Annotated in this window: 17 protein-coding genes; 15 read left to right on the top strand and 2 right to left on the bottom strand. The window is 46.6% G+C overall.

The window, feature by feature from the left end; translation table 11 throughout:
• From RG959_RS14820 to RG959_RS14800, 5 genes are all read left to right on the top strand, one after another.
• Positions 1 to 780, top strand: a complete 780-nt coding sequence (locus RG959_RS14820) for an ABC transporter ATP-binding protein (RefSeq protein ID WP_342797767.1) — start codon at positions 1 to 3, stop codon at positions 778 to 780.
• 13 nt (positions 781 to 793) lie between these two features.
• Positions 794 to 1,861, top strand: a complete 1,068-nt coding sequence (locus RG959_RS14815; protein WP_342797766.1) for an ABC transporter substrate-binding protein — start codon at positions 794 to 796, stop codon at positions 1,859 to 1,861.
• 151 nt (positions 1,862 to 2,012) lie between these two features.
• Entirely contained in the window at positions 2,013 to 2,207 is a 195-nt protein-coding gene (locus tag RG959_RS14810) for a hypothetical protein (RefSeq protein ID WP_342797765.1), read from the top strand.
• Positions 2,208 to 2,523: 316 nt separating this feature from the next.
• A complete protein-coding gene (locus RG959_RS14805; protein ID WP_342797764.1) occupies positions 2,524 to 3,543 on the top strand; it encodes a ThiF family adenylyltransferase in 1,020 nt (339 codons plus the stop codon).
• Positions 3,544 to 3,558: 15 nt separating this feature from the next.
• Positions 3,559 to 4,059 carry a MogA/MoaB family molybdenum cofactor biosynthesis protein gene (locus RG959_RS14800; protein WP_342797763.1) on the top strand — a complete coding sequence of 167 codons (501 nt, stop codon included), beginning with the start codon at positions 3,559 to 3,561 and terminating at the stop codon, positions 4,057 to 4,059.
• A 60-nt stretch (positions 4,060 to 4,119) separates the two neighbouring features.
• Here RG959_RS14800 and moaC read toward each other — a convergent pair whose 3' ends face one another.
• Positions 4,120 to 4,614: a cyclic pyranopterin monophosphate synthase MoaC gene (moaC, locus tag RG959_RS14795; protein ID WP_342797762.1), complete on the bottom strand. Its 495-nt coding sequence runs from the start codon at positions 4,612 to 4,614 to the stop codon at positions 4,120 to 4,122.
• Between the two features lie 67 nt (positions 4,615 to 4,681).
• On the opposite strand from moaC, the gene RG959_RS14790 reads away from it, so the two are divergent.
• From RG959_RS14790 to RG959_RS14750, 9 genes are all read left to right on the top strand, one after another.
• The gene (locus RG959_RS14790) at positions 4,682 to 5,941 is read left to right on the top strand and encodes a molybdopterin molybdotransferase MoeA (RefSeq protein ID WP_342797761.1); all 1,260 of its coding nucleotides are present in this window, start codon (positions 4,682 to 4,684) and stop codon (positions 5,939 to 5,941) included.
• Positions 5,926 to 6,378: a molybdenum cofactor biosynthesis protein MoaE gene (locus RG959_RS14785; RefSeq protein WP_342797760.1), complete on the top strand. Its 453-nt coding sequence runs from the start codon at positions 5,926 to 5,928 to the stop codon at positions 6,376 to 6,378. Before RG959_RS14790 ends, RG959_RS14785 begins: the two co-directional genes overlap by 16 nt.
• Positions 6,375 to 6,608: a molybdopterin converting factor subunit 1 gene (gene moaD, locus RG959_RS14780; protein WP_342797759.1), complete on the top strand. Its 234-nt coding sequence runs from the start codon at positions 6,375 to 6,377 to the stop codon at positions 6,606 to 6,608. The genes RG959_RS14785 and moaD overlap by 4 nt, the downstream gene beginning before the upstream one ends.
• Before the next feature lie 19 nt (positions 6,609 to 6,627).
• Positions 6,628 to 7,644, top strand: a complete 1,017-nt coding sequence (gene moaA, locus RG959_RS14775) for a GTP 3',8-cyclase MoaA (RefSeq protein WP_342797848.1) — start codon at positions 6,628 to 6,630, stop codon at positions 7,642 to 7,644.
• A gap of 106 nt (positions 7,645 to 7,750) precedes the next feature.
• Positions 7,751 to 8,734 (top strand): aldo/keto reductase, encoded by a 984-nt coding sequence (locus RG959_RS14770; RefSeq protein ID WP_342797758.1) that lies wholly within the window; start codon positions 7,751 to 7,753, stop codon positions 8,732 to 8,734.
• Positions 8,735 to 8,818: 84 nt separating this feature from the next.
• Complete coding sequence (locus tag RG959_RS14765) at positions 8,819 to 9,577, top strand: inositol monophosphatase family protein (protein ID WP_342797757.1); 759 nt, start codon at positions 8,819 to 8,821, stop codon at positions 9,575 to 9,577.
• Positions 9,574 to 10,425 (top strand): Cof-type HAD-IIB family hydrolase, encoded by an 852-nt coding sequence (locus RG959_RS14760; protein WP_342797756.1) that lies wholly within the window; start codon positions 9,574 to 9,576, stop codon positions 10,423 to 10,425. The genes RG959_RS14765 and RG959_RS14760 overlap by 4 nt, the downstream gene beginning before the upstream one ends.
• Before the next feature lie 80 nt (positions 10,426 to 10,505).
• A complete protein-coding gene (locus RG959_RS14755) occupies positions 10,506 to 11,018 on the top strand; it encodes an acyl-CoA thioesterase (RefSeq protein ID WP_242234713.1) in 513 nt (170 codons plus the stop codon).
• 76 nt (positions 11,019 to 11,094) lie between these two features.
• Entirely contained in the window at positions 11,095 to 11,739 is a 645-nt protein-coding gene (locus RG959_RS14750) for an SDR family oxidoreductase (protein WP_342797755.1), read from the top strand.
• A 36-nt stretch (positions 11,740 to 11,775) separates the two neighbouring features.
• Here RG959_RS14750 and RG959_RS14745 read toward each other — a convergent pair whose 3' ends face one another.
• Positions 11,776 to 12,648, bottom strand: a complete 873-nt coding sequence (locus tag RG959_RS14745; RefSeq protein ID WP_342797754.1) for a LysR family transcriptional regulator — start codon at positions 12,646 to 12,648, stop codon at positions 11,776 to 11,778.
• Positions 12,649 to 12,768: 120 nt separating this feature from the next.
• On the opposite strand from RG959_RS14745, the gene RG959_RS14740 reads away from it, so the two are divergent.
• A complete protein-coding gene (locus RG959_RS14740; protein WP_342797753.1) occupies positions 12,769 to 13,869 on the top strand; it encodes an AbrB family transcriptional regulator in 1,101 nt (366 codons plus the stop codon).
• The last annotated feature ends 409 nt before the right edge of the window (positions 13,870 to 14,278 follow it).

Below are 14,278 nucleotides of genomic sequence, written 5' to 3'. Positions count from 1 at the left end.
ATGAGTGATAAGCCGAAAATAGCCATTCGCGACCTGACCAAGGTGTTCTATAAAAAGCAGGGCAGTACAACCGCTATTGAAAGGATTTCCGTTGATATTGCAGAAGGGGAATTTGTTTGTTTGGTCGGACCGAGCGGATGCGGAAAAACCACACTGCTCCGTATTGTTGCCGGTCTCGAAAAACAAAGTGCCGGCCGTTTTGACATTCAAAAAAGTGGTGCAGACCGTCCGAGCCAGTCGATGGTGTTTCAGGAGAAGGGGCTTCTGCCATGGCTGACAGTAGAAGAAAACGTCGCCTTCGGTTTGAATATGCGTCACTTGCCAAAAGCCTATGTAAAAGAAAAAACACAATATTTTTTGGCGAAAGTGGGACTGGAGAAATTCGCGAAAATGTATCCGAAAGAGCTTTCGGGCGGAATGAAGCAGCGGGTCAGCATCGCCAGGGCTTTTGCGAACGACCCTGAGATTCTGCTCATGGATGAACCGTTCGGGGCACTGGATGAACAGAACCGGTTTATTTTGCAGGAGGAACTGCTGTCGATTTGGTCCGAGACGAAGAAAACGGTTCTTTTTATTACGCACAGTATCGATGAAGCTCTTTATTTAAGCGACCGGGTTCTTTTGATGAGCGCGCAGCCCGGCCGTATTGCCGCTGATGTCCGCATTGATCTGCCAAGACCAAGAAAGCTTGAGGATATCCGGTCCAATCCGGACATGACCGCTGCTTTTTCGAAAATCTGGAAGCATCTGCAGGAAGAAGTACAGGGATCAAGAGAATGAAAGGAGCATCAGAATGAAAAAGTGGCTTGGATTGTTAAGTGTTATGTTCCTTTTAGCGGGCTGTGGAGAAGAAAAACCAGCTAGTGTAGGAAATGAAGTAAGTAAGAATAATCCATCCGGTGATCTGGCTCCTTTGGAAGAAAAAACAAAAGTCATTATAGCGGAAGACGGTTCGGCATCCGGTGCTGGATTTTACATTGCCAATGAAAAAGGATATTTTGAGGACTACAACATTGAAGTGGAGTTTGCGACGTTTGCTAACAGTGACGATATGCTTCCCGCCCTTGCATCCGGTGAAGTAGATATTGCCGGAGGGGTTTCTTCCGCCTCATTCTTTAATGCCATTGCCCAAGGAATTGATGTAAAAATTATCGCTGACAAAGGGCACAACGAAAAAGGGAAATCGTATTTTACTTTCGTGATTGGCGCAGACAAGAAGGATAAAATTAAAGATTACAGCGATTTAAAAGGAAAAAAAGTAGCGGTATCCACCGAGCATGCGGTTGATGATTATATCTTCCGGAAAATGCTCGAACACGCCGGCTTAAAGGAGAGCGACGTAAAGTTTGTTTTGATGCCGGACTTCGGCAATATGCTGGCAGCTATCGAAAATGGCTCCGTTGATGCAGCGCTTCAAATTGAACCGCTCATTACACAGGGCGTATCGGAAGGCATTCATGTCCGCTTCGGTGATGCAACGGACTTTGCCCCGAAAGCGCAAATCGCCATGGTGCTTGGCTCGCCGCAGTTTATTAACGAACAAAAGGATGTTTCTTTGCGCTTTATGGCTGCCTATTTAAAAGGAGTCCGTGACTATAACGATGCCTTTAAGAAAGGAGAAGGCAAGGAAGAAATCATTGACATTATGACGAAGTATACTTCTTTGAAGGATGCAGCAGTGTGGGAAGAAGTGTACGTAACAGGCCTTGATCCAGATGGAGAAATGTTCGTAGACGATATCCGCCAGCAATATGATATGTACAAGAAAAATGGGGCCATTCGCGGCGAGTTTGATTTTGATAAAGCGATTGATACGACCGTTACAGAAAAAGCGGTTGAGATCATTGGCGTTTATAAATAAAAGACCAGGCATAAATATCTGGTCCAAGGCTGTCGACAAAGTCGTCGGTCTTTTTTTATGAAAGTTTTCACCGCCGAAAACGGGCAGGAGACTTTTCGGGAAACATCGCTTCCCCATTTGTTTCGAAAAAGCAGTAAAGAGGCATCTTCACATGCGCTTTTACCACTTTGTTGGTAGGGCAAGTGTATCTTTAAGCTGTGCAATTTTGTCCAACCGCACAGGCGGCGGACGTGCGAAGACTCCTACGGGACAAGTGGGCTCAGCGCCTGCCCCATGGAAAGCGAAGCTGTGCGCCCGCCGCCTTATCAGCTCTTATTCTAACCATCCGCACTCGTTGTATGAATAAGAAGCAATGCACAAAACGCGCAGACAGTCGAGCAGGTGGACGGGTCGGCAGGGAAAATGGCTGAGCTGATTAAAGAAGTGCGCTTTGATTCAGAGCAAAGCTCCCTCGTTGTTGATACACTTCGGCGGGCCATTGACAAATTTACACTGTCAAAAGGATGAAGGTGTTTCGCGCGTTGCGAGACGCCTTTATCCTTTTGTCTGGCTGCGCGGAAAGAAAAAGAGTATGGTAAAATAAAAGAATCAAACGAAGCCGTTAAAAGCGCACAGTAATCTATCCGTAAAGATGGGAAAAGCGTCAGGGAGGAAGCGGGAAAATGGAAAACCGGTTTGCAAAGCAGCAAAAATTTTATCCGATCGGCACAAAAGGCCAGGAAGGGCTGGCGCAGTCAACGGTCGCGATTATTGGGTGCGGGGCGCTCGGTTCTGCCGCGGCAGATACACTGGCGCGCGCTGGTGTTGGCCGGCTGCTGCTTGTCGATCGTGATTATGTTGAAGTGTCTAACCTGCACAGGCAGCCGCTTTACACAGAAGCGGATGCACGCGATATGATGCCAAAAGTGGAAGCGGCGAAAAAGCGTCTGGCGGCCGTCAACAGCGAGGTTGCTGTGGAAACGTGGATGGATCATGCAGATGCAGCGCTCATTGAAGGGCTGGCACAGCGAAGCGATCTATTGATTGACGGGACCGACAACTTTGAAACACGTCTTGTTATCAACGATGCAAGTGTCAAGCATGGCATTCCTTGGATCTATGGAGCCTGCGTCGGTGCAACAAGTGTCGTTATGCCATTTATCCCTGGAGAAGGCCCTTGCTTTCGATGCCTGCTGCCGGTACTTCCCTCTTCTGCTGAAACATGCGACACAGCCGGTGTGATTGCGCCGGCTGTATATATAACTGCAGCTTTTCAGTGTGCTGAAGCACTAAAGTGGTTGACGGGGAACGCTGACTCTATACGGCGTGATATGCTGCGAATTGACGCATGGACAAATGAAAAGCACGCATTCGGTGTGAAGAAAATGAAGCGGCCGGACTGCCCGTCGTGCGGAGCGAAACGCACGTATCCGGCTTTGAGCCAGGCAGATGAAACAAAGTCGGCTTTATTGTGCGGCCGTGACACCATTCAGCTGACACCTGGTGCCGGCCGGACGCTGACACTTGAAGACGGAGAGAAAATAGCCCGGAAACAGCAGTTGAAACATAAGCGGACGCCTTATTTTTTGCAGATTATGTTTAGTGAACATCGAATTGTTTTGTTTGAAAACGGTCGTTTGTTTTTTCATGGAATGCAGGACGCTAAGCAGGCTTTAAAAATTTATAACCAGCTTTTCAGTTAAGGGGGAGCGGAAGAAATGTCAGTTGATTTTGGGAAAGAAACGTCATGTTCAGCCGGTGTTCTGACTGTGAGCGACACACGAACCGTTGAATCGGATAAAAGCGGTGCTCACATCCAGGCTCTCCTGGAAGAAAACGGACATCAAACAACGCGGTATGCCATTGTGCCGGATGAACAGGAAGCAGTGGGCGAGATGATTGGAAAGTGGCTCGAAGATGATCAGATTGATTTGATCATTGTAACAGGCGGAACTGGCATTGCCCCCCGGGATATTACTATTGAGACGGTAAAGCCGCTGCTTAAAAAGGAAATTCCGGGATTTGGAGAGTTTTTTCGTTATTTAAGTTTCACAGAAGATATTGGCACAAAAGCGATGTTATCCAGAGCGTTAGCGGGAACAGCTAAAGACGGAAAACTGCTTTTTGCTCTGCCGGGCTCGCGCGGGGCGGTTGATCTAGCGATGCGGAAGTTGATTTTGCCGGAAGCGGCACATTTGCTTCATGAAGCTAGAAAATAAAAAGGGCATAAAAAGTGTAGAGCTTTTCATTCGGTGGTAGAGGAAAGGAAAAGCGGCCGCTTAACTGCGGCCGCGCTCATAGTCTCCGTTTTTGCCGCCTGACTTTTTCTGCAAATACGTTGGGCCGATCACCATTTCTTTCCCGGATGCTTTACACATATCATAAATAGTGAGCGCAGCGGCTGAAGCGGCAGTCAATGCCTCCATCTCAACCCCGGTTACACCCTTTGTTTTTGCTTCTGCCTCAATTAATACAACAAAGCGGCCGGCTGCTTCGTCTACTTTCCAATGGAACGTGATATTAACGCCGGTTAAAGGAATAGGGTGGCACATGGGAATAATTGAAGAGGTTTGTTTAGCGGCCATGATGCCGGCTACTTGGGCAACCGCGAAGACATCCCCTTTTTTATTTGTACCTTGCGTGATCTGCTCATAAATAGATTGGTTTACTTCGATAGAGGAATGAGCGACAGCAAGACGGACCGTTTCCGCTTTCTCGGAAACATCCACCATTTTAGCGCGTCCCTGCTCATTAAAATGCGTGAATTCAGACATACAAACATCCTTTCAAGTAATAGATAATCTCAGTATAGCATGGGGAAAAGAAAGCGAGGAAAAGAGAATGGTTGAAAAGCGACAGCCGATTGCAGTAAAAGAGGCGATTGAGAGAGTGATGAAACGGGTGACACATTTAACAGAAGAAACGGTACCGCTCCATGAAGCATACGGGCGGATTTTAGCGGAGCCGGTTCGAGCCAGTCACGATGTGCCCCCGTTTGATCGTTCTCCGTATGACGGATTTGCCGTCCGCTCTGCCGACACAAAAGGCGCCTCTGGCGAGTCGCGTGTTGAGTTTCGCGTCATTGATCATATTGGCGCAGGAGCTGTGTCGCCGCATACAGTCGGCGCGGGAGAAGCAGTTCGTATCATGACCGGGGCACCGCTGCCAGACGGAGCGGACGCTGTTGTGATGCTGGAACAGACAGTGATCACAGAAGATACGTTCACCATTCGCAAGCCATTTGAACCGCTTGAAAACGTGTCGTTAAGAGGAGAAGACGCACAGGAAGGAGAGATCATCGTCGAAGCCGGCACTTTTATCCAGCCCGGCGTTATTGCTGTCCTGGCAACATTCGGATACGCACAGGTACGTGTAGCGAAAAAGCCGGTCGTCGGGCTGCTGGCAACAGGCACCGAGCTTGTTGACGTCCATGAGCCGCTTGCGCCGGGGAAAATCCGTAACTCAAATGGTCCTATGATTGCCGCTCAGCTGGCGCGAATGGGCATAGAGTGCCGGCTGCTTGGTTCGCTTCCCGATGATGAGGATGCCTGCTTTGATATGGTGAAAGCGGCAATTAATGAATGTGATGCCGTTATCACAACGGGTGGAGTATCGGTAGGTGATTTTGACTTCCTGCCGGCCGTATACGCCCGTCTCGGAGCTGAGGTATTATTTAATAAAGTACAGATGCGTCCTGGCAGTGTTACAACGGTTGCTCATGCGCGGGATACTTTTTTATTTGGCTTGTCTGGAAACCCATCCGCCTGCTTTGTCGGCTTTGAGCTTTTTGTGCGTCCCGCTCTTCTTTCCATGATGGGGAGCGGCCGGCCGTATTTACCTTATGAGAAGGCGGTACTGGCGGCAGATTTTAAAAAGCCAAATCCGTTTAACCGGTTCATTCGGGCCGTTTATACATCCGCGCCATCAGGCGCGGTGGTCAGCCCGGCGGGATTTAATAAATCGAACTCGGTCACATCGATTGCAAGAGGAAACGCGTTTATCGTATTGCCAGGCGGCACGCGCGGATTCCAAAAAGGTGATGAAGTAGATGTACTGATCATTGGATCAGAGGAAGGAGCAGCAGTATGGGAGCTGAATTAAAACCATTTCATGTAACAGGGGAGCCGCTTGACGGAGCGCCGTATATGGATTACGTCACGCACCCGGGAGCAGGTGCGGTTACACTGTTTGCTGGTACAGTTCGTGAGTGGACAAATGGAAAGCGGACAATGTACTTAAAATATGAAGCATACGTGCCAATGGCTGAAAAAAAGCTGGCGCAAATCGGTGATGAAATTATGGGGAAATGGCCGGGTTCACGCGTAGCGATTGTTCATCGGATTGGCGAGCTTGCTATTTCTGACATTGCGGTGATTATCGCTGTCTCCTCTCCGCATCGAAGAGCCGCTTATGAAGCGAATGAATACGCGATTGAGCAAATCAAAAAAGTGGTCCCAATCTGGAAAAAAGAAATATGGGAAGATGGAGAAGAATGGATCGGCGATCAAGCTTATAAACCGGAAGGAGGCAAAGCATGATTTATCTGCATTATTTTGCGGGCTTAAAAGAAGCGGCCGGAAAAGCCGAAGAAGAGCTTGCATGGGAGAGCGGCACTGCAGCAGATGTGCTGCAGTGGGCCAAAACATCATATCCAGAGTTTGATTTTTCCGCTGTGCAAATAGCGGTTAATGAAGAATATGTACTCGAAGGTGAGCCTGTTCACCCAGGTGATCACGTAGCTTTTATTCCACCGGTAAGCGGGGGATAACCAAAACTATGAAAAAGGACTGAGCGCTTTGAACATAACCGATACACTTCAGCGTCCATTGCGTGATTTGCGGATTTCCGTAACTGACCGGTGCAACTTTCGCTGTACGTATTGCATGCCGAAGGAGATTTTTGGTGATGATTACGCGTTTATGCCGAAAAGCGAGCTTCTCTCTTTTGAAGAAATCACACGGCTGGCAGCGCTGTTTATAGGATTTGGCGTTAAGAAAGTGCGGCTGACAGGCGGAGAACCGCTGCTGCGTCGTGATCTGCCGGAGTTAATCCGCATGCTGTCAACGCTTGACGGACTAGAAGACATCGGTCTTACGACAAACGGACTTTTGCTGAAGCAGCATGGTAAATCGTTGTTCGATGCAGGGCTTCGGAGGCTGAACATCAGTCTGGATGCGTTATCAAAAGAAACGTTCGGGAAGATGAATGGCCGGGGAGTTTCACCGGATGTTATTCTTCAAAATATTGACTACGCGCAGTCACTTGGATTTACAGTGAAGGTTAATATGGTCGTGCAAAAAGGTGTGAACGATCATGAAGTCGCTCCGATGGCGGCTTATTTTAAGAAGCGGGACATCACTCTCCGGTTTATTGAATTTATGGATGTAGGCACAGACAACGGCTGGAGTTTTAAACAAGTCGTCACAAAAGGAGAGCTTCTTGACCGCCTTCGCGAAACAGAAGAACTCATTCCAGCTGAAGCGGCTTATTTTGGTGAAGTGGCCGGACGGTACCGTTATAAAGATGCAAAAGCAGAAGTTGGGTTTATTCCTTCTGTTTCTGAGTCGTTTTGTTCTTCCTGCACACGCGCCCGGCTTTCATCGGATGGAAAGTTTTATACGTGCTTGTTTGCGACAAGTGGATTTGATATAAGAGAACTGCTGCGCTCCGGTGCTTCAGACGAAGAGCTGGCTCAGGCTATTCGAGGTGTATGGGAAAAGCGGACAGACCGCTATTCTGATGAACGAACAGAGCAAACGGCGAAAAGCCGTAAAAAAATTGGCATGTCTTATATTGGCGGATAAAAGCAGCGCTGGCTCCTTTGATCAGGGGGGCGGCGCTTTTGTTTTATCGGCTTGTCCCGTATACTTACTTTTCTAAAAGCGCTTTCTTAATCAAGGGAGGATCATGATGAACTATCGCGAACTGGGCAATACGGGATTGAAGGTAAGCGAAATCAGCTTTGGTACGTGGGCAATCGGCGGCTCTTGGGGAAAAACGACAGATGAAGAATCATTAAAAGCTCTGGATTACGCAATGGAACAGGGTGTGAATTTTTTTGATACAGCCGATGTTTACGGAGACGGCCATAGTGAACGGCCGCTGGCCAAAGCCGCCAAAGGAAGAGAAGATGAGGTTTATGTGGCAACGAAGTTTTGCCGCCAAGGCGATATTCATGCGCCGGAAACTTATTCTTATGAACAAGTCAGTACGTATTGCGAAGCAAGTTTAAGAAGACTGGCGCGTGAGAGAATTGATTTGTATCAAATTCACTGTCCGGCTACAAAGATTTTGGAGGAAGGCGAGGTCTTTCATGTTTTGGACCGCCTTCAAAGAGAAGGAAAAGTGCGGCACTACGGAGTCAGTGTAGAAAGCGTCGAAGAGGGCCTTCTTTGCCTTGAACACCCAAACGTCAAAAGCCTGCAGGTGATTTTTAACCTTTTTCGCCAAAAGCCCGCGGAAGAACTGTTTCAAAGAGCGAAGAAACAGGGCGTTGGTATTATCGTCCGCCTTCCGCTTGCGAGCGGTCTGCTGACGGGCAAGTTCAAGCAAAGCGATACGTTTGAAGAGGACGATCACCGCCATTTTAACAATGATGGACATGCATTTAATGTTGGTGAAACCTTTGCGGGGCTTGGCTTTCAAAAAGGCGTTCAGCTTTCAAATGAATTAAAGTGGATTGCAGAGGGAAGAGGATCAATGGCAGAAGCCTCTCTTCGCTGGATACTCGATTATCCGGAAGTACCGTGCATCATTCCCGGATTTAGAAACACGCGGCAAGTCGAGCAAAACCTGCGGGCGCTCCACACACCTTCTTTCACACAGGAAGAGCAGGAGCGGATCAAAACGTTTTATGATGAAAAAGTAAAACAGCATATTCGTGGTGTTTATTAATGGATGCCTGCTCTCCAACGGTGGAGGAGCAGGCCCTTTTTTTGATATGATACGATTAATACATATAAGGATAGGAGCGATTAGATGTACGAGGAGTATACTGCGTTTGCGATTGAGCTTGGAAAGGAAGCGGGTGCTTTTTTACGGCCGAATGCCGGAAAAGCGGGCGGACAGACAATCAAAGCAGCAAAGGATTTCGTTACGGAAATGGATATCAAAGTTGAAGCGCTTATTATCGAACGAATTCAACAGAAGTATCCAGAACATCGCATTTTCAGTGAAGAAGCTGGAGTGATTGAGGCGGACAGTGACTACGAATGGGTAATTGATCCGATTGATGGAACGATTAACTACAGCATTGGCGTACCGCAGTATGGTGTCTCCATTGCGCTTACATACAAAGGGGAACCGATTGTCGGAGTCATTGATCTGCCAGGGCTGGGTGAAACGTATTGGGCATCAAAAGGCGGTGGTGCTTTTAAGGATGGTGAACCGATTCGTGTAAGGAATGTGCCTTTGGCGGAATCCTTTGTTTCACATAGTGATTTTGCGAAAGACGGTAACAAAGAAGCGAATGTGCAGCGGCTCGATCTGCTTTCGAAGATTGTAAACGATGTATACCGCGTCCGCATTATTGGCACGGCAGCTGTTACGCTCGCATACATTGCAGCCGGAAAATGGGATGCTGCACTTTATATGAACCCGGCTTTTTATGATATTGCGGCAGGTCAGCTTCTTGTAACAGAAGCAGGAGGTGTAATGGCAGCAGCCGGTCCGTATACGATGTTTGGACAGAAACAGGCGGCTGACAAACTCGTTTCTTTACTTGAGGAAGCAAAATGAAGCTGATTGCTATAGATATGGATGGAACACTTCTCAACAGCCAAAATAAGATTCCGCATGAAAATATAGAAGCGATACGCAAAGCGCAGAAAAAAGGAATAGAGGTTGTCATCTCAACTGGACGCTCATACCCGGATGCTTCAAAGCTTATGAAGGAGGCTGGACTGGTCACCTGGATTATCGGCGCGAACGGAGCGACAATACATGACCCGTCCGGAACCTGTGTCCAGGCTGTTTCCTTAAGCAGGGAACAGGCAGAAGAGATCCTCGCTTATTTTGAAGCGCGCAGCTTTTACTACGAGGTATTTTCGGAACAAAGCATTTTTTCACCGAACAATGGCCATGAATTGGTGAAAGTTGAAATGGATCGTATTCTAACCGCCAACCCGCATGCGGACCGTGAAGAAATGAAAGAAGCGGCCGAGCGGCAGTTTAGTCAGGAACCTTTTCATTTTGTAACGTCTTATAAAGAGATACTGCAGGAAACGAATCAGTATTTTAATTTGCTCGCTTTTTCTTATGATGAAGAAAAACTGCAGGAAGCATGGGACCGTTATGCGGGCCGGCGTGATCTTGCTCTGACGGCTTCAGCGAGTCATGTGTTCGATATTATGCATCCGGATGTTTCAAAAGGAAATGCTGTTCGGAAGCTGGCTGATCAATTTGGTGTGAAAACAGAAGAAACGATGGCGATCGGCGACAACTTCAATGATATATCGATGTTTGAAGCCGCCGGCCGGAGCGTGGCAATGGGCAATGCGCCGGAAGGAGTAAAAGAAAAAGCGGGGGCTGTCACACTCGCCAACGACGAATTTGGCGTCGCTTATGCGATTCGCCACCTCTTGTAAAATCCTTCTTTCTTTATACGTATTTTGGGATTATAATGAAACGCATATTTCTAAAATTAAGGATAAGTGAGTGATAAACAATGGAGCCGAAAAAATGCAGAGAATCTCGTGTCGTGCGGACAAGCCGGGTGTTTCCAAACGATGTAAACAATCATAATACATTATTTGGGGGACGTCTGATGAGTGATGTGGACCAGGTTGCGTCCATTTCAGCTGCGCGCCACAGCCGGAAGGAATGTGTAACGGCTTCAACCGATTCTGTCGACTTTTTACATCCGATCCGCCCGAGCGATTCGGTTTGCTTTGAATCGTTTGTGACGTGGACAGGCAGTTCTTCGATGGAAGTCTTTGTTAAAATTATTGCGGAAGATTTAAAAACCGGTGCGAGAAAAATCGCGGCTACTGCTTTTTTGACGTTTGTCGCTCTGGACGACAACCGGCGTCCGGCCCCTGTTCCAGGTGTGATCCCTGTTACGAATGAAGAAAAAAAGCTGAATGAAACGGCACCAATGCGGGCACAAAAGCGAAAAGAGCGGAAAAAGGACAGTAAAGAATTAGCGGCTTATTTAACGACAGACAAATTAGAGTCGTAAGTCGTCTCGTTTGATCACACTTCCTTTTTTTGAAATAATGAGCAGGAAATGATTTGGAAAGAGGTGCTCATATACAATGAAAGTGCTGGTAGTTGGAGCAAACGGACAAATCGGGCAAAAATTAGTCGGGCTTCTGCAGGGTAGTGAGAAGCACGAAGCGCGGGCTATGGTACGCAAGGAAGAACAAGCGGAAGCGCTAAGGGAAAAAGGAATAGAAGCGGTTGTTGCCAATCTGGAAGGCAGTATAGATGAGCTGACAGATGCGGCGTATGGCTGTGATGCGATTGTTTTTACCGCTGGATCCGGCGGTCACACCGGTCTTGATAAAACGCTTTTGATTGACTTAGACGGAGCAGCAAAAATGGTGGAAGCAGCCGAAAAAATCGGAGTAAAACGATTTGTGATGGTGAGTGCGCTGCAAGCGAACAATCGCGAAAACTGGAATAAAGCGATTCTTCCTTACTATGTAGCGAAGCACTATGCAGACCGTGCAGTTGAACAAAGCTCACTGACTTACACGATTGTGCGCCCTGGCGGCTTGTTGAATGAGCCAGGCACAGGCAGAGTTGAGGCGGGCGAACAGCTTGAGCGCGGTTCCATTCCGCGTGAAGACGTAGCGTCGGTCGTTTTTCATGCACTTGACGAGGCACATACGTTTAATCGTTCCTTTGATCTGATCTCTGGAGAAAAGTCGATCAGCAGTGCGTTAAAACAAATTTAAAAACAGCTCTCCCTGTGAAACAGGAGAGCTGTTTTTTTAATGAATGGCTTTAAGATCAATTCGTTCAATAAATTCAACAAACGCTCTGACAATATTTAATTCAAGCGATTCCTCATGAAAAAACATCCAGCCTTTCCGCTTGATCAGCCCGCCGTTTAGCTGCCTTAAAGGGATTTTATGGAGATTTTCGATGTCTTCTAAAATCATGCTTGGCAAAATGGCATAGCCGAGACCGTTTGCCACCATGTTTTTGCACGTGCCGGCTTTGTCAACGTCAATGCTGATTAAAGGTGGCTTCGCATAATTCTCTGCCCACCAGTTATCGACGACCATTTTCAGTCCTTGATCAGTCCTATAATCAATTCTCGGATGGTCAGGCAGGTTCTCCAGGTCAATTTCATGCTTCGATGCCACACAGATGGTTTCTTCAAACAGGAGGCGCTTTTGGTCTTTCCAGCCGTAATCGCCTTTGACGAATCCAACGTGTACATCCTGGTTGTGTATTAAATGGGTAATATGGCTGCTCCATTCTGTCACAACTTTAAACTCGACATTTGGATATTCTTCTTTAAACATTTTTAAAAGGCCCGGCAGCTTATAATCCGTAAAAAAAGTTGAGACACCAAGACGAAGTGTGCCGGACATCGTATTTTCCATATTTAATACGTTTTCTTTGATTTTCTGCATGCGGTGAATCATATCGTCTGCACACTTTGCTAAATAATCTCCCTGCGGTGTAAACTGTACACCGCGCCTTCCACGTGTGACAATCTGCACGCCAAACTCTTTTTCCATTTGTTTCAGCCGGTTTGTCAGAGCAGGCTGGGAAATATAAAGCGACCGCGCGGCGCTTGTAATATTTTTATGTGCATGCAGCGTTTGTAATATAAGCCAGTCGCGTTCATCCATTTGACCGTCTCCTTACAGATATAATCAATATTTATCGTTAAGTATAGAAAAACGATATTTTATTTATTTCTCTTTTTTCATTATAGTAAATAGTAGAACAAGAAGAAAGAAGGAGTCACCATGAAAGAAACAAAATGGCTGTTTATTGCCATAAGTGCTATTGGAGGGCTGCTGCTTTCCATGACTGGCCTGTCGATTGGCTGGATGCTCGGCACACTTTTAGCCGCTATGCTTATTTCTTTCACTAAGCCAAACGTTTTAGGAAAGAAAGGCGTTCCGAAATACTGGCTTTATGCTGGTCAATGTATTTTAGGCATTGAGCTTGGTCAAAAAATCAATCTTTCCGTTCTTACTGTTTTTCAAAAGGATTGGGCGGTTATTATCATTATGCTCCTGCTTTCGATTGTATTTTCGCTCCTGTCAGGTGTGGTTTTGTGGAAATTCAGCAAAACAGATATGCTGACAAGCTTTTTCAGTACAGCTCCTGGCGGTTTGTCAGCTATGCCAGGAATTGCCGAAGAAGTAGGGGCTAATACAGCGGTTGTCAGCATTTTGCAGACGATGCGTGTGTTTTTGGTTATCTTTATTATCCCTATCGTTGTTTCGGTCCTCGTATTTCACCCATCTGCCGCTTCTGCTGCCCAAACAGCTCCTTCTGTATTTGAATGGACCAGCTTTGGCTGGACAGCGGTCCTCGCTGTAACAGCGTATGCGGGCTACCATGTCGGAAAAAAATTAAAATTTCCTGCTCCCTGGCTGCTGGGAGGCATGCTGTCAACAGCAATTGTACAGGCAGGTACATCTTCTGCGGTCGGATACGATATGCAGGCTTACTGGCCGCATGAAATTATGATCCTTTCGCAAATTGTGATTGCTGCTTCCATTGGATCAAGGTTTCGAAAAGAAATGTTTTACGGGTTAAAGCAGACCATTGCTATCGCGTTTATTAGTACGGTTCTGTTTATTAGCGCTATGTTTGTTTGTGCGTATATCGTGTCAAAAGCAACGGGCCTCGCGTTTATGACAGCTGCTTTGGCATTTGCGCCAGGTGGCGTAGCGGAAATGGCAACTACCGCAGTCGTTCTCAATGCTGATGCGACTTTTGTTGTAGCTGTTCAAGTTTTGCGTATTGTTGCGGTGATCCTCGTGCTGCCGCCAGTATTCCGAATGCTGCACGCGTGGGAGACAAGAAAAGAAACTCATTCTCATGCATCCGTTTAGTACAATTAACTTTTCACTCTGTTTTTCTTCTTTAATAGAAGAGAAGAAAAACAGGGTTATTTTTTTAGTCTTTTTAAAAAAAGGTTTGACTTTTAAAAAGTAAAAGTGTTATATTTGATACCGTCGCTTGAACAGTAAGTCAAAACATGAAAATCTTAAACGGTTTTGGTTAATATCTTCTCAAAAAGATTGACTAGATTTGAGAGATATGATAAAGTGATGTATCTTCGTTAATAACTTCTCAGTATGAAATAAATAAACTTTAAAAAAGTTGTTGACATTGAAAAGTGATTAATGATATGATGTTATAGCTGTCGTAGAGGTAGCGAAAACGAATTGAACATTGAAAACTGAACAAAATCAATAAAAACGTCAACGTTTTAATTTTTATCTTCCATTAAAAACACCC

The sequence above is a fragment of the Domibacillus sp. 8LH genome, from assembly GCF_038806185.1.
Lineage (GTDB): Bacteria > Bacillota > Bacilli > Bacillales > Domibacillaceae > Domibacillus > Domibacillus indicus_A.
Note: the sequence above shows the minus strand (reverse complement) of the source record. Positions and strands in the feature narration are given on the sequence as shown.